The sequence below is a fragment of the uncultured Tateyamaria sp. genome (genome assembly GCF_947503705.1).
Taxonomy (GTDB): domain Bacteria; phylum Pseudomonadota; class Alphaproteobacteria; order Rhodobacterales; family Rhodobacteraceae; genus Tateyamaria.
In genome coordinates, this window is the sequence record NZ_CANNES010000001.1 from 583418 (window position 1) to 597689 (window position 14272).

Here is a 14272-nt window from a genome sequence, read left to right on the forward strand (position 1 = left end):
GGGCGGGGTTCACCCCGCCGCTATTTCGGCCTCAAAGGCGTAGGCGAGCCAGGGCAGCATAGCCTCGATATCCGACGTTTCGACCGTGCCGCCGCACCAGATGCGCAGGCCCGGAGGGGCGTCGCGGTAGCCGCCGATGTCGAGCGCCACATCCTCGTCCGCGAGCCGTTTGGCCACGGCCTTGGCAAAGGCGGCGCCGTCGGTGATCCGGGCGTCTGTGAACTTGAGGCAGACAGACGTTGTGGACCGCGTGGCGGGGTCAACGGCCAGATGGTCAATCCAGTCATGCGCGTCGACAAAATCGGAGACCGCCCTGGCGTTGGCCTCGGCCCGGGCGATCAGCCCTTGCAGGCCGCCCACGGAACGCGCCCATTCAAGCGAGAACAGGTAATCCTCGACCGCGAGCATCGACGGGGTGTTGATCGTTTCGCCCACAAAGATGCCGTCAATCAGCTTGCCGCCCTTGGTCAGGCGGAAGATCTTGGGCATGGGCCAGGGGGGCGTGTAGCTTTCCAGTCGCGCGACCGCGCGGGGGGACAGGATCAACATGCCATGCGCCGCTTCGCCGCCCAGCACCTTTTGCCACGAGAACGTCGTCACATCGAGCTTGTCCCAGGGCAGATCCATCGCGAAGGCCGCCGAAGTTGCGTCACAGAGCGTCAGGCCAGCGCGATCCGCGGGGATTGCGTCGCCATTTGCCATCCGCACGCCAGAGGTCGTGCCGTTCCAGGTGAAACAGACATCGTTGTCGTAGTTCAGGGCGGCCATATCCACGATCTCGCCATAGTCGGCGGTGTGGACGGTGTGTTCAATTTTCAGCTGTTTGGCCACGTCGGTGACCCAGCCTGCGCCAAAGCTCTCCCAGGCGACCATTTCGGCGGGCCGTTCGCCCAGCAGGGACCACATCGCCATTTCATAGGCACCGGTGTCAGAGGCGGGGACAATCCCGATGCGGTAGTCGTCCGGCACGCCGAGGGTGGCGCGGGTGTCGTCGATGGCCTGCTTCAGCTTGGCCTTGCCCACGGCGGCACGGTGCGAGCGGCCCAGGGGCGCATCGGACAAAGCAGCCAGGTTGTGGGTGGGGGGTTTGGCACAGGGGCCAGAGGAGAAACGCGGGTTTGCCGGCCGCGCGCCGGGTGGTGTCATAGCCATTTCTGCTATCCTTACAGATAATCGCCCTTCGTTGGGGAAGGGTGTCCCACCGCCGCAGATACGCAGGCGGACGCAGAACGGCAACAGGCAAAATGTCGTTTGTATCTGTGGAGTGTCGGAAAATGCGGCTTCATGTTTCCGATGGGCGCATTGGCGCGCCGTCAGATGTCGAAGAAGATCGTTTCCTTGGGCCCTTGCAGGTGGATGTCAAAGCGGTAGGTGCCCGCCCCTTCGGGCTGTGCCAGCAATGTGGGGATGCGGTTTTGATGCTCGATCCGGGTCAGGATCGGGTCAGTGGCGTTTGCCGACGTCTCGTCCGCGAAATAGATGCGGGTATGCAGGCCGATATTGATGCCGCGCGCCACGACCCATGCCGTGATGTGCGGCGCCTGCATCCGCCCGTCGGGCCATGGGACTTGGCCGGGTTTGACGGTGTCAAAGGTGAATTCGCCTGTCTCCATGTCGCCCGGTGATCGCCCCCAGCCGGTAAAGTTCGGATCAGCCTGCCCGCGCACCTCATTGGCAGAGGCAAAGAGGCCGGCGGCATCGGCCTGCCAAATCTCGACCATGGCGTCGCGCAGGGCGGTGCCTGTGCCGTCATAGACGGTGCCTTTGATCGTGATCTCTGTTCCCTGGACAGGGCCGGTTTTCATCGCTGAGCCCAGGTCGCCGCCATAAAGGGCGATGCCGGTGAAGTTGGGGGTGCAGCCAATGTGGACATAAGGCCCGGCGGTTTGGCTGGGGCTTTCACGGAGGGTTTCCAGTTTTTGTACCAATCTACCTCTCCTTACGTTCGATGATCGAACCGCAAAACCGGTTCCCACTTTTGCTGATCATCTCACATCCCCTCCACCCGGTTCTCGAAATAGGTCTGCCTGCGCCCGCGCAGCACGATGTCGAATTTGTAGGCGCGGCTGTCCATCGGGACGGTTCGTTTCATGTCGAGGGGAGCGGTCAGCGCATCCACCGCCTCTTGAGATTTCAGCGCGCCGACGATGGGGCAAAGCGGGATATGCGGATCGCCCTCAAAGTACATCTGCGTGATCAGCCGTTGGGCAAAGCCGTGGCCAAAAATGGAAAAGTGGATATGGGCGGGCCGCCAGTCGTTCATGCCATTGGGCCACGGGTATGGGCCGGGCTGGATCGTGCGGAATTCATAAAAACCTTCCGCGTCGGTGATCATCCGCCCGCAACCGCCGAAATTGGGGTCGAGCGGGGCGAGGTAGCTTTCCTTTTTGTGCCGATACCGCCCGCCCGCATTGGCTTGCCACACTTCGATCAGGGCACCGGGCACGCCGCGCCCGGTTTCGTCCATCACCCGCCCATGCACGATGAGGCGGGGGCCAATGGCGCTCTGCCCCGATTGGGCAAAATTGTGGATCAGGTCGTTGTCGAGATCGCCCAGCATGGCGTGGCCAAAAACAGGCGATGTTTCCTCGGACAGGCTGGTGGGAAAGGAGAGCAGCGCCGCCTGCGGACTGCGCTTGATGCTGGTTTTATAGGGTGGCGTCAGGGCGTCGGGTTGCCAATTGCGGTCGCGGGGGATGAAGCCGCCGGTGGGATTTGCATCGCTCATAACTCGACCCCCATTTCGGCATAGGTCTGCTTGGCCAGTTTGATCGCGTGATTGGCGCGCGGCACGCCCGCATAGACGCCCACATGCATAAAGGCCTGAGCCACCTCGTCGGGCGTGGCCCCGGTGTTCTGGCTCGCCCGGATGTGCATGGGAATTTCGTCGAAATTGCCCGTGGCGGCCAGCAGGGCAAGGGTCAGCAGCGACCGATCCCGATCCGATATCGTGTCATCGGCCCAGAGCGTGCCCCAGGCCCCTTCGGTGATCATGCTTTGGAACGGGGCGTCGAAATCGGTCTTGGCCGCCTCGGCCCGGTCCACATGGGCGTCGCCCAGGATACGGCGGCGCACGGTCATGCCTGTCTGATGTCGGTCGGTCATGTGCTGTCTCCTCCGGGCCTAGTATGGCAGTCCGACATAGTTTTCGGCCATGGCCATTTGCGCGGCGCGGTTGCTGCGCAGGAATTCCAGTTCGGCGATCTGCATTTTATGGTCAAAGGCGGTGTGGTCAGGATAGCTGTGCATCAGGTTGGAGAACCACCAACTGAACCGTTCGGCCTTCCAGACCCGCAAGAGCGCCTTTTGAGAATAGGTGTTGAGGCCGTTTTCGGACCCCTCACCGTAAAACATCCGCAGCGCGTGATAGAGGTAGTGCACGTCAGAGGCGGCGGTGTTCAGCCCCTTGGCCCCGGTGGGCGGCACGATATGGGCGGCGTCACCGCACAGAAACAGGCGGCCCCATTGCATCGGTTCGGTCACGAAGGATCTGAGTGGCGCGATGGATTTTTCGATGGAGGGGCCAGTGATCAGGGTATCGGCCTGATCAGAGGGGATGCGTTTTTTCAGCTCGTCCCAAAAGGCCTCATCGCTCCAATTGTCCACGTGGTCGGACATGGAGCACTGGATGTAATAGCGGCTGAGGTTGGCGTTGCGTTGCGAACAAAGGGCAAAGCCGCGTTCCGAATTTGCATAGATCAGTTCGTGGTTGACGGGGGGCGTTTCGCTCAGAATGCCAAGCCAGCCATAGGGATACACCTTTTCAAATTCCTGGCGGAGATGGTCGGGGATCGTTTTGCGGCTGACACCGTGGAACCCGTCGCAACCGGCGATGAAATCGCAGGTGATCGCTTGGCGTGCGCCCTGCACCGCATAGCTGACGGTGGGGGCGTCGGTGTCGGCCCCTTCGATCACGACGTCTTCGGCCTCGCACACGATGCGGCCCCCGGCGGCTTCGCGTGCGGCATAGAGGTCGCGGGTCACTTCGGTCTGCCCGTAAACCATGACGGAATGGCCAGTGAGATCGGCAAAATCCACGCGAAACATCTCTTGGCCAAAGGAAATCAGGGTGCCGTCATGTATGATCCCTTCGGCGTGCATCCGGTCGGCGCAGCCTGCTTCCTCCATCAGCGCCACAAGGCCGCGTTCCAGAACGCCCGCCCGGATGCGGCCCAGCACATAGTCCTTGGTCTTGCGCTCGATCACGATGCTGTCGATGCCCTGCACGTGCAAAAGCTGCGACAGCAAAAGGCCGGATGGCCCGCCTCCGACAATGGCAACCTGGGTGCGCAATTGGTTGATCCTCCGCATCTGTTTCTCTTGCTTAGCGGGCGTTTTTTTCTTTCAAAAGCGATTTTTTCCCCCAATACATTCCAGAATGGAAACCATTGACCTGCGCGCCATCAAGATGCGCCACCTTGCGGCCTTTTCCGAAACCCTGCGCACCGGCAGCCTCAAGACAGCGGCCGAGCGGTTGAACCTGACCCAGTCTGCGATTTCCAAAAGCATCAAAGACCTCGAAAGCGTCCTGGGCGTTGTCCTGCTGGAGCGGAACCGGGGCGGCATCGCCCTGACGCCGGAAGGCGCGCTATTTCGCCAATTTGCCGATCAGGGCCTGAACGCCGTGCGCAATGGATTGGCGAGCCTTCAGGCCCTGGCCAGTGGGCAGGACGCGCCCCTGCGCATCGGGGCCTTGCCCAGTGTCGCGGCGGATTTCCTGCCCCGGGCCATAGTCCATTTCATGGAGCGCGCACCCGCCACCCCACTGAGCGTGCAGGATGGCCCGGTCGAGGCGCTGGTGGCGCGGCTGCGGTCGGGCGAGGTGGATCTCGTCATTGGCCGCGCAGGCGCGCCCGAGATCATGGCAGGCGTATCCTTTACCCAGCTTTATGCCGAACAGGTGATCTTTGCCGCCGCCGCGGATCACCCTTTGGCCCATGTCGATGATGTGCAGGCGCTGGGCGCTGTGCCGATCCTCTATCCTCCGCCAGAGGCGGCGATCCGCCCCCTTGTCGATGCCTTTCTAAGCGAGACCAACACACAGGCCTGGACCAGAACCCTTGAAACGGTGTCGAGCGCCTTTGGCCGGGCGATGACGCTGGGTCCGGCACGCGCCGTCTGGATCATCAGCCACGGCGTTGTGGCCCGCGACATTGCTGCCGGGCGCATGGTGCAGCTGCCGATTGATACGCGGGACATGGCGGGGCCGATCGGGGTCATGGCAAGGTCGGAGGAAGACCTGACACCGCCCATCCGCCTGTTTCGTCAGTCGCTGCTTGCGGTCGCGCGCTAACGCGAGGCGGCAAAGGCCCGGACCACTTCGTCATGGTCGCACGGGCCGGGGCAGGCGCGATCCTGCAAGGGGATGAAACGGGTGCGAGCCACCCAATCATCGGCCCGCTTTTGCAGATTGGCAAAGGCCTGGGCGCATCCTTGTCTGATCCATGTGTTGCAGGGCGCGGCCTCAAGCCGCCGGTTCCAGCAAAAGCGCAGGTTCAGGTCAGGCAAAGTCACCGGCGCTTCCATGATTTGCAGGTCATGCTGCATGATATCATGGAGCAACAGGGTCGGATGTTGGTAGGCGATCATGTCCGACCCGGCCAGAATTGCACCCACAGCGGCATAACCCGATACCGACGCCCCCACCTTGCAACTCAGTGCGCGGGAGGCATTGCAGGCCTCAAGGCGCGACCGTTCCATATCGCCCAGATCGACCAGCAGATGGGGCCAGCGTTGCCAGCTGTCGCGGTTCCAGTTTCCGGTGGTCGGATGCCCGGAGCGGGCCAGCACATAACGCTTGAGCGGGGTCAGTGCCATGTTGCCCAAACCCGGCTGCATCGGCAGTTCAGAACTGACCAGGGCAATGTCGATACGTTCGTCCAGCAGGTCCTGACAAACGGACCGGGTGTAGGGCAGAAATTCAAGGCTGATATGGGGCGCACGGGCCGCAACCCAGTCGATAAGCTCAGTGATCAGATCGGGAATGCCAAAGACCGACACGCGAAATTTGCGACGGCTGGTCAGCGGATCAAACGGGTCGCTTGCCCCCATCAGCCGTTCGATGCTGGACAGGCAGGCGCGGACCTCTGGCATGATTTCGACCGCATAGGGCGAGGGCGTCATCGCGCCGTTGACCTTGACCAGGATGGGGTCGTTCAGTTGCAGCCGCAGGCGCGACAGCGCATGGCTGATCGCCGAAGGCGTCTTGTGCATCCGCTCGGCGGTGGCCTTCACGCTCGTTTCCTGCATGAGGACATCAAAGATCACCAGCAGGTTCAGATCGATTTTTTGAAGCTGATTTCTGTTCACTCGGACTGAAATACTTTCACTCGACTCACGGTTTCTTGATTTCTAGCATAAGTGGTATTGGCGCGACATGTCCTGAAAATGTCAAGCCAAAACCGAAGGTTGCAGGTGGTGCGCAAGCGCTGCTGCGATGGCAGAGAACCGTTGCGCGCGACCAAAACACGAGGAGGAACTCAATGAGAATTGCAAACAAAATCATGTCGGCGTTTACGGCATTTGTGGTGGGGGCGGTGTCGGTTGTCACCTTTCCTGCGACGGTAGAGGCGGGCACTTACAGCGTCCGGGTCTATGACAAGAAAAACAGCAAATACACCTATGTCGACGTTGACACGTCGCGCCCCGGTACCAATGACGCCCAGCATTTTTCAATGATGATGGCGCATATGATCTTTCCCAAGGCCTTCGACGACTTTTCCTGCCTGAACTCGGAAACCGCCTATACCGACGGGATCATCGCCATGGGTGATGTGCTGTTCTATGCGCTGGGCGGCACCTTCTGCCCCGATTCCTATGATTTGCGCACCATCAAGTCCCGCTGCAATGGCGCTTACCAATTCAAGCATCCCAAGGGCATTACCAACCGGGGCGCCGACATCCGCCGCGAAGGCCAGGAATTCGAATTCATCACGGATGACGAAGTGTCGGGCCTGATCTATCGCCCTGGTGGCACCCGCATCCGCGACACGGGCTGGGTGTACTACGGTTGGGGTGACTGCTGGAACGCGCGCTATGTTGGCAACTCCCAGGCCAAGATCCGCTGCGACAACGCCACCTTTGGCGATTCCAAGCCGAACGTGCGCAAGTTCTGCATGTACTCGCGCTATTCCCCCAGCCAGATGGAAGAGTTTGAAAAGCGCCACTTCCACTGGACCTGAGGGCACCCTCACCAAGACCGCGCCGGGGTGTGAACGTATCCCGGCGCAGCACGGTCCCTCCCGTATCGGGATTGACCCTTTGAACCCCAAATGACGCCGCAAAAAGGTCACAACCAGATGCAACCGCCCGCCATCCCACCGTCCGTGTGCACCCCCCGCGCACTCTGGCGCTGGTCTGGTCGGGCGGTTGTCGTCTGTGTGATGGCCACTCTTGCGGCTTGTTCCGTTCCCAAGAATGTGGCCGTGTCAAACGCCCCGCTGGCCATGGGCGCCGTTCATCAGGCCCGGCTAGAGGCGATTTATCCGGTCTTTGTGCCTGGCGGTCTGACCCGTGAACGCTATTCTCAGGCGGCCGGTTCGGCTGGCTTGGCGGCGGCGGGTGTCCTGTTTGAAAATGACGACAACCTGTTTCAGATTTCATCGCTTGCCGGAACGGCCGCAGCGGCGGTGTCGGGCGCATATGAAGAACGCTATAATGGTGGCATCTGCCAGTTCTTCCTGCGCACCGAAGACCCCCAGTTGATTGCCCTGTCGCAAGATGTGGGCCGCCAGGACGAAGACGAACTGAGCTATCTGTTTCGCGATGAGTTGCAGCGCCTGTCCTTTGAGGCCCGGGAACTGCAATCCGCCTTTCAATCCGCGATGTTCGAATTTCAGGCCAGCAGCCAGATGCTCCAGGATTACATGACCCAAAGCACGGCGACCGATATGACACCGGACAGCGACCTGTTGCGGATCGAACTTGAGACTCAACAGCGCGCCGCCAAGGCCCAGTTGGACGCCCTGCAAAAGATTATCGAAAAGAACGAAGAGCGGATCGCCTTCTTCCGCAGCCGTATCGAATCAGGTCAGTCCACCGACCCGTCGGTGGTGGCGATCAACAACCCCTGCCGCCATTTCGAGATCAACGAGGATATTCTGGTCGTGTCGCTGGACCGGGGCCGGGAGTTTACGCTGCAACCCAGCTATCAGAGCGCGCGCCCCACCACCCCCTAAGGGCCTGACTATCCGACGGCCACCCGTGGCCGCCCCGCTGCCTCGACCGTCAGCGTCGCCTCGACAAAGACCTCGCGCGCTTCGGCCTGTGCTGTGCGAATGTCCCGGTCGACCAGCACTTCGATGTCATCGGCACCTGCCGACACCGCTGCCTCCGTCGCGGCCGCCCGCAAGACATGCTCCAACCGCTCAAGAGCCAGCGCCGCCTCTGCAAAATCCTCCGGCCCACTGTCGAGATGCACGCGAAACCGCCCCTCGCCGGGCGCGGTGATTGTCCCGCTGCGCCGCATGGTCACCCGGCCTACTACGGCCCCGATGGCATTGGCCACGCCCGCGTCACCCGGCAGGATCATCTCGCAGCCCAGCCGCGCACCCACCGCCGGGTAATAGCTGCCCGCCGAGGCGCCCAGCCCCACAACCGGCACCGCAAGCCCCGTGTCGATGCGCAGCACGCCGCGATGCCCGCCCAAACCCCGCTGCATCAGCACATGGGTGGCCAGGCCCTCGTCCAACCCTTCTTCGGCCAAAGCGGCCTGCAACAACGCCACACCGGTCTGATGCGTCAACTGATCCACGATCATCTGCGCCATCGTCTCGGGCGTCGCCGCCAGCACCTCGCCCGCGCCTGTCCGTCTGCGGCCAAAAAGCTGCAGGGCCATCCGCGCCGCGTCCGCATCCCACGTCTCCAGCCGCCCCAGCATATGGGCCGCGTCCGATGGCGTCGCGGCCGACACCTGCACCAGCCCTCGCGTTACAAGGCGCTTGAGCGCCCCATGATCCATCCGGGTGCGCAGCACGGCCCCCAGCGGCTGCACCTGCGCGCCAATGGCCGCCAACAGGGCGGCATCACGTGCCGCCAACCCGTCGGCATTCATGCCCTGCACCTTGCGCACAAAGCGCCCGTCATGCTCGCCCGGCGTGGTGCTGCGCAGCTGCGCCTCCAGCGTTGGCAGAACCACATCGGGGGCTTCCGCCGCCATCAAGGCCACCGGCACCACGCGCCGCGGGCCAAGGGTTACACCACCGCGCAGCCCTTCGGTCACGAAATTGACCTCGCTGTCACCGCCCAGGCCCGTGGTGCGCATCGCCACCGCCTCGACCATGGTGCGATAGGGGCCCACACGCGCACCATCGGGGTCAATCGCGGGGCGCCCGTCCTTCAGCATCGCCACATCCGTGGTCGTGCCGCCAATATCGCTGACCAGAGCATGATCGATCCCCGTCAACCAACGCGCCCCCACAATGGATGCCGCAGGGCCGCTCAGGATCGTCTCAATGGGGCGGGACCGCGCTTGGGCTGCCGACATCAGGGCCCCGTCACCACGCACCACCATCATCGGGGCGGCAATGCCGATCTCGCGCAACACACCCTCGGCGCGCCCAATCAACGCATCGATCATCCCGATCAGCCGGGCGTTCAACACGGCGGTCAACGCCCGCTTGGGCCCACCCAGCTTGGCCGATAACTGATGTGACGCAGATACCGGGCGACCTGTCACCTCGCGGACCAACGCTGCCGCACGTTGCTCATGGGCCGGGTTGCGGGTCGCAAATTGGGATGCCACGGCAAAGCCGCTCACATCTGCCTTATGTGTCTCTAAAAAACCCAAAAGGCCCGCCTCGTCCAGCGCCATAGCCTCGGACCCATCATGCAAATGGCCCCCCGCCAGAACGCAAGACGGGTCACCGTTCAGCGCATCAGACAGGCCATGGGTGGCCAGATCAGAGGCCGCAAACCCGATATAGATCAGGGCCACGCGCCCCCCTTGCCCCTCAACCAGCGCATTGGTGGCCAGCGTCGTGGACAGCGACGCCATGGAAACAGCCGCCGGTGTAATCACGGCCGCCTCCAGCACCGCGCGCACGGCTTTGCCCACACCCACAGCCAGGTCATGGCGGGTGGTCAGCGCCTTGGCGCGGGCCAGAACCTCGGCCTCGTCGCGGATCAAAACCGCATCGGTATAGGTGCCGCCCGTATCGACGCCCAGCAATATGGCCATGGCTGTCCCCTCTTTTGCGCCCTGCCTAACGGGGCGAATTGCGACCCGTCGCGCTCAATTGCGTCATGGCCCAGCGGGCCGCGTCGGCAACCGCCGCGTCAGGGTCATCGACCAGATCACGCGCTGCGGCAGCCAGGCCCATATCCCCCGAATTGCCGATGGCATACAGCACATTGCGCACAAACCGATCCCGCCCGATCCGCTTGATGGGTGACCCGGAAAAGCGGGCGCGAAACCCCGGATCATCCAGCGCCACCAACTCCGCCAATGGCGGCGCGCCCACCGCACCCAAATAACGCAGATCGCTGGCGGCTACGGCAAACTTGTTCCAGGGGCACACGGCCAGACAGTCGTCACAGCCATAGATGCGATTGCCCAACAGTCCCCGCAATGCGGGATCGACAGGCCCTTTATGCTCAATCGTCAGATAGGAAATGCAGCGCCGCGCATCCAGCTGATAGGGGGCCGGAAAGGCATTGGTCGGGCACACATCCAGACATGCCCGGCACGATCCGCAATGATCCACCTCCGGCGTATCCGGTTCCAATTCCAATGTCGTAAAGACAGAGCCTAAAAAGGCCCAATTGCCCCAATCCCGGCTGACCACATTGGTGTGCTTGCCCTGCCAACCCAGGCCAGCCGCCTGCGCCAGCGCCTTCTCCGGTACGGGTGCGGTGTCGACAAAAACCTTGATCTGCCCGCCCGCTTCGTCAATCAACCAGCGGCCCAACCGCTTCAACCGCTTCTTGACGATGTCATGGTAATCGCGGCCCTGTGCATAAACCGACACCGCCGCCAGATCGTGCTGACCCAACACCGCCAGCGGATCATGCTCCGGCGCATAGCTTTCAGCCAGCATCAGGACCGACCGCGCCTCGGGCCAAAGCGCTGCCGGGTTGCCGCGCCAATGCATCCGCTCCGCCATCCAGGACATCTGCCCGTGATAGCCCGCCTCGACAAAGGCGGCCAACCGATCCGCCACCTCTGGCACCGCATCCGGCCGACAGACACGGGCCGCCACAAACCCCTCCTCAAGGGCGCGCGCTATGACCCGCTCTTTCAGGTCCATATCTTCTTTTCTTCAAAAATATTCCGGGGTCTGGGGTGGAACCCCAGTCCAGACCCAGGATCAAAAATCCAGGTCATTGTAATGACGCGGCGGGGGAAATCCTGACACCTGATCGGCCAGGATCGACCGAAAGGCGGGGCGGGATTTGATCTTGGCATACCAGTCCTTGACGATCTCGGACCGGTTCCAATCCACGTCCGAAATATAGTCGAGGGATGACAGATGGGCCGCAGCGGCGAAATCGGCCAGCGTCATTACATCACCCGCCAACCAGCGACGGTGATCCAGCAGCCAATGCATATAGTCGAGGTGATATTTGATGGCCTTTGCCCCGTCCTTGACGTTGCGGCTGTCGGGAAAGCCCTGGCCCATCATCTTCTTGTTCACCCGCTCATACAGCAGCTTGGACGTGACCTCGTTGTGAAACTTGTCGTCAAACCAGCCAACCAAACGGCGCACTTCCAGCTTGGCCACCGGATCGCTGGGCAACAGCGACGGCTCGGGCCGGGTTTCTTCGATATATTCGCAGATGGCGGCACTTTCGCTCATCATCACGCCATCCAGGCGCAGCACGGGCACCTTGGCCGCCGGGTTGCGGCGCAGGAAATCGGGTTCCGGCTCCCAGTACCGTTCCTCAACCAGTTCCACCTCGATCTTCTTTTCGGCAAGACTCAGACGGACCTTGCGGCAGAACGGGGACAGGGGGACGTGGAACAGGCGGGCCATAAAGACTTCCCAAGCGTGCATTGAAACGGGTCAGGCATCCATGCACCTGCGCGCGAGGATTTTCAACTCTGGAAACAGTCCGCACGCCCATCCGCGCGGATCGTAGCCGCTCCGTCCAGGATTTGGGACGCCCGGCGGCGCACATAATCCGATGGCCGGCTGGCCGAACGTGTCTTGGGCGAGGGCAGGATTGCCGCCAGTCGCGCGGCCTGCACGTTGCTCAGCGCCTCGGGACCGATGCCGAAATAGTGGCGCGACGCCGCCTCGATGCCAAAGACGCCTTCGTCAAACTCGGCCACGTTCAGATACACTTCCAGAATGCGCCGCTTGGACCAGATCGCCTCGACCAGCGGGGTCATCCCCGCCTCCAGCGCCTTGCGCAGCCAACTGCGGCCATGCCACAGATACACGTTCTTCACGACCTGCTGGCTGATGGTGGACGCCCCGCGATTGCCGCCCGCGTCGATGGCCTTGCGAATAGCCACCACGTCGAGGCCCCAATGCAGGCAGAAATTCGCGTCCTCCGCCGCGACGGCGGCCCGCGCCATCACCGGCGCGATCTCTTCCATATCGACCCACTGGTAATCCACAGCGCCCAATCGACCGCGTTCCTGCAACATGTAAAACGTCGTCGGCGGGTTCAGGACAGACCACAGCAGCGTCCCCGCTACGGCAATCAGAAACACGATGCTGAACAGGCGCACGCCCCACCACAGCAGCCACCGCACCGGGCGAAACGGCTTTTTCGTCTTTTTGGTCTTGGTCTTGCGTGCCATGGGCACAGCTATAGGACGGTCGCGCGCAACTGTGAACTACTGGCTGAGGGACTGCGCCAGATAGGCCCCCACGCGGGCCGCCCCCTTGGGCGAGGGGTGGATGCCGTCAAAGGCAAAAAGGCTCCGGTCCTGCGGATCAAGCGCCGCCTCGCTGTCGACGAACTCCAGCCCCGGAACGGTAGCCGCCAGACGGGCCATACGCGCGTCATATTCCACCAGGTAAGGGCGACAGCCCGCAAACTGCCCCGACCGGTGGCTGGCGTAATAGCCCATCCACAGGACCGACGCGCCCCCCTGACGGACCTCGGCGACAAAGCGCGGCACCTCGCCCGTCAGATCGGCAGTGATCAGACTGTCCAGAACGGGGTCACAGTCGCCACAATCACAATCGGCCAGAAAATCATTGGCCCCGCCATTCATCAAAACCACGTCCCAGTTGCCCGCCCGGTACTGCGCCCGCACATCAAAACCGATGGCACGGCCCAGGCCCGACGCATTGGAAAACCGAGCGCCCGCCACGGCCCCGTTCTCGACCTGCGCCGCCAAGAGCTTGCCCATCTCGGATGGAATGTCGCGCCCCGTCCATTTGTGCCAGGCCAGAATGCTGTCGCCTACGGCCAGAACGCGCAACGGCTCTGCGGCGACAGGGGAGGCCAAAAGCAGGACAAGAACAAGAAATACACGCATGACCGGAAACATAAGGCACATCGGGGCGGCGGCCACGCCGGTCACACAAAATTCACCAGAACTCGAAAAAACTCTAATAAATTACAAAGTGTTAATTCCTAACGGCTGTTAAGTGAGTCGGGTAATATTCGTTCCGGGCTGTTGACACACCAGCTTTCGGAGAAACGGAGATGATAGAAACGACAACACATATTCGCCCAGGCACGATCCCACCCCAGCAACGGGTGCTGAATTCCACCGATGCGGCACTGGTCTGGGTGCTGAAATGGGCGGGCGACGCCGATCACGTGATTGCGGCCAAACTCGGCACGATGCCCAGCAAGGTCGCCAATATCCTGTCGGAAACCACCCATGTGGGCAGTCGGGATCAGGCCACCAAAATGGTCACCCGCCCCGACACATAGGCCCTATTTCTTGAGGGGATAGCGTTTGCCGTTACCCTTCGCATAGATCAGTTCAGGCGTGCCATCGGCACCGCGTTCGAAATGAAACCGCACCTTCTTGTTGCGGGTCTTGTCGTGAATCTCGACGCGCCCATTCTTGAACACCTTGAATGTGCCCGCCTCGTCATAGGAATTGTGCTTGAACATGAATGATCCATCCGGGTTGAAAACACCAACGCTGCCTGCCTCAAACTCAAGCGGGCCAGAGGCCATGAGGGCGGCGACTTCAGACCCCGACATGCAGTCGGCCATTGCCGGTGAAGAGATCGCAAAAAGCGACAGGCAGATCAAAAGAACACGAAGCATTTGAAAGACACCTTTGCGAGAGATTTTGATGCTCAAAACTCTGCCAAAAGAAATACCGCGATGGAACAGTCCACCGCGGTATCTCACT

Annotated in this window: 16 protein-coding genes; 4 read left to right on the plus strand and 12 right to left on the minus strand. The window is 62.0% G+C overall.

Going from position 1 to position 14272, the window contains the following annotated elements; genetic code table 11:
- Positions 1-9 precede the first annotated feature (9 nt).
- The 5 genes from Q1A44_RS02885 to pobA form a co-directional block, all read right to left on the minus strand.
- On the minus strand, positions 10-1152 hold the full coding sequence (locus tag Q1A44_RS02885; RefSeq protein WP_299619381.1) for a phosphoserine transaminase: 1143 nt from the start codon (positions 1150-1152) through the stop codon (positions 10-12).
- A 161-nt stretch (positions 1153-1313) separates the two neighbouring features.
- The gene (pcaG, locus tag Q1A44_RS02890; protein WP_299619383.1) at positions 1314-1928 is read right to left on the minus strand and encodes a protocatechuate 3,4-dioxygenase subunit alpha; all 615 of its coding nucleotides are present in this window, start codon (positions 1926-1928) and stop codon (positions 1314-1316) included.
- A 62-nt stretch (positions 1929-1990) separates the two neighbouring features.
- A complete protein-coding gene (gene pcaH / locus Q1A44_RS02895) occupies positions 1991-2728 on the minus strand; it encodes a protocatechuate 3,4-dioxygenase subunit beta (RefSeq protein WP_299619386.1) in 738 nt (245 codons plus the stop codon).
- Positions 2725-3105 carry a 4-carboxymuconolactone decarboxylase gene (gene pcaC, locus Q1A44_RS02900; RefSeq protein WP_299619391.1) on the minus strand — a complete coding sequence of 127 codons (381 nt, stop codon included), beginning with the start codon at positions 3103-3105 and terminating at the stop codon, positions 2725-2727. The genes pcaH and pcaC overlap by 4 nt, the downstream gene beginning before the upstream one ends.
- 18 nt (positions 3106-3123) lie before the next feature.
- Complete coding sequence (pobA, locus tag Q1A44_RS02905; RefSeq protein WP_299621335.1) at positions 3124-4293, minus strand: 4-hydroxybenzoate 3-monooxygenase; 1170 nt, start codon at positions 4291-4293, stop codon at positions 3124-3126.
- 85 nt (positions 4294-4378) lie between these two features.
- Here pobA and pcaQ point away from each other — a divergent pair, with 85 nt between their 5' ends.
- A complete protein-coding gene (gene pcaQ / locus Q1A44_RS02910; protein WP_299619394.1) occupies positions 4379-5293 on the plus strand; it encodes a pca operon transcription factor PcaQ in 915 nt (304 codons plus the stop codon).
- Here pcaQ and Q1A44_RS02915 read toward each other — a convergent pair.
- On the minus strand, positions 5290-6267 hold the full coding sequence (locus Q1A44_RS02915) for a LysR family transcriptional regulator (protein WP_299619397.1): 978 nt from the start codon (positions 6265-6267) through the stop codon (positions 5290-5292). The two genes, pcaQ and Q1A44_RS02915, sit on opposite strands and share 4 nt — an antisense overlap.
- 236 nt (positions 6268-6503) lie before the next feature.
- Here Q1A44_RS02915 and Q1A44_RS02920 point away from each other — a divergent pair, with 236 nt between their 5' ends.
- Positions 6504-7181 (plus strand): hypothetical protein, encoded by a 678-nt coding sequence (locus Q1A44_RS02920; RefSeq protein WP_299619400.1) that lies wholly within the window; start codon positions 6504-6506, stop codon positions 7179-7181.
- Between the two features lie 117 nt (positions 7182-7298).
- Entirely contained in the window at positions 7299-8177 is an 879-nt protein-coding gene (locus Q1A44_RS02925; protein ID WP_299619404.1) for a hypothetical protein, read from the plus strand.
- An 8-nt stretch (positions 8178-8185) separates the two neighbouring features.
- Here the strand turns inward: Q1A44_RS02925 and Q1A44_RS02930 are convergent, their stop codons facing one another.
- The 5 genes from Q1A44_RS02930 to Q1A44_RS02950 form a co-directional block, all read right to left on the minus strand.
- Positions 8186-10177 (minus strand): hydantoinase/oxoprolinase family protein, encoded by a 1992-nt coding sequence (locus Q1A44_RS02930; protein WP_299619407.1) that lies wholly within the window; start codon positions 10175-10177, stop codon positions 8186-8188.
- 25 nt (positions 10178-10202) lie between these two features.
- Positions 10203-11246 carry a tRNA epoxyqueuosine(34) reductase QueG gene (gene queG, locus Q1A44_RS02935; protein ID WP_299619410.1) on the minus strand — a complete coding sequence of 348 codons (1044 nt, stop codon included), beginning with the start codon at positions 11244-11246 and terminating at the stop codon, positions 10203-10205.
- Between the two features lie 60 nt (positions 11247-11306).
- Complete coding sequence (locus Q1A44_RS02940) at positions 11307-11972, minus strand: glutathione S-transferase family protein (RefSeq protein ID WP_299619414.1); 666 nt, start codon at positions 11970-11972, stop codon at positions 11307-11309.
- Between the two features lie 62 nt (positions 11973-12034).
- Positions 12035-12748, minus strand: coding sequence for a monofunctional biosynthetic peptidoglycan transglycosylase (gene mtgA / locus Q1A44_RS02945; protein ID WP_299619417.1), 714 nt, complete (start codon positions 12746-12748; stop codon positions 12035-12037).
- Positions 12749-12784: 36 nt separating this feature from the next.
- Positions 12785-13435: an SGNH/GDSL hydrolase family protein gene (locus tag Q1A44_RS02950; RefSeq protein WP_299619420.1), complete on the minus strand. Its 651-nt coding sequence runs from the start codon at positions 13433-13435 to the stop codon at positions 12785-12787.
- A 170-nt stretch (positions 13436-13605) separates the two neighbouring features.
- Here Q1A44_RS02950 and Q1A44_RS02955 point away from each other — a divergent pair, with 170 nt between their 5' ends.
- Positions 13606-13839 (plus strand): hypothetical protein, encoded by a 234-nt coding sequence (locus tag Q1A44_RS02955; RefSeq protein ID WP_299619424.1) that lies wholly within the window; start codon positions 13606-13608, stop codon positions 13837-13839.
- 3 nt (positions 13840-13842) lie between these two features.
- On the opposite strand, the gene Q1A44_RS02960 is transcribed toward Q1A44_RS02955, so the two are convergent.
- Positions 13843-14184, minus strand: coding sequence for a hypothetical protein (locus tag Q1A44_RS02960; protein WP_299619427.1), 342 nt, complete (start codon positions 14182-14184; stop codon positions 13843-13845).
- Positions 14185-14272: the final 88 nt, after the last annotated feature.

Coding starts and splice junctions, on each gene's coding strand:
- Q1A44_RS02885 (WP_299619381.1), bottom strand. CDS start 1,152: ATGGCTATGACACCACCCGGCGCGCGGCCGGCAAACCCGCGTTTCTCC.
- pcaH (WP_299619386.1), bottom strand. CDS start 2,728: ATGAGCGATGCAAATCCCACCGGCGGCTTCATCCCCCGCGACCGCAAT.
- pcaC (WP_299619391.1), bottom strand. CDS start 3,105: ATGACCGACCGACATCAGACAGGCATGACCGTGCGCCGCCGTATCCTG.
- pcaQ (WP_299619394.1), top strand. CDS start 4,379: ATGGAAACCATTGACCTGCGCGCCATCAAGATGCGCCACCTTGCGGCC.
- Q1A44_RS02920 (WP_299619400.1), top strand. CDS start 6,504: ATGTCGGCGTTTACGGCATTTGTGGTGGGGGCGGTGTCGGTTGTCACC.
- Q1A44_RS02925 (WP_299619404.1), top strand. CDS start 7,299: ATGCAACCGCCCGCCATCCCACCGTCCGTGTGCACCCCCCGCGCACTC.
- Q1A44_RS02930 (WP_299619407.1), bottom strand. CDS start 10,177: ATGGCCATATTGCTGGGCGTCGATACGGGCGGCACCTATACCGATGCG.
- queG (WP_299619410.1), bottom strand. CDS start 11,246: ATGGACCTGAAAGAGCGGGTCATAGCGCGCGCCCTTGAGGAGGGGTTT.
- Q1A44_RS02940 (WP_299619414.1), bottom strand. CDS start 11,972: ATGGCCCGCCTGTTCCACGTCCCCCTGTCCCCGTTCTGCCGCAAGGTC.
- mtgA (WP_299619417.1), bottom strand. CDS start 12,748: ATGGCACGCAAGACCAAGACCAAAAAGACGAAAAAGCCGTTTCGCCCG.
- Q1A44_RS02950 (WP_299619420.1), bottom strand. CDS start 13,435: ATGCGTGTATTTCTTGTTCTTGTCCTGCTTTTGGCCTCCCCTGTCGCC.
- Q1A44_RS02955 (WP_299619424.1), top strand. CDS start 13,606: ATGATAGAAACGACAACACATATTCGCCCAGGCACGATCCCACCCCAG.
- Q1A44_RS02960 (WP_299619427.1), bottom strand. CDS start 14,184: ATGCTTCGTGTTCTTTTGATCTGCCTGTCGCTTTTTGCGATCTCTTCA.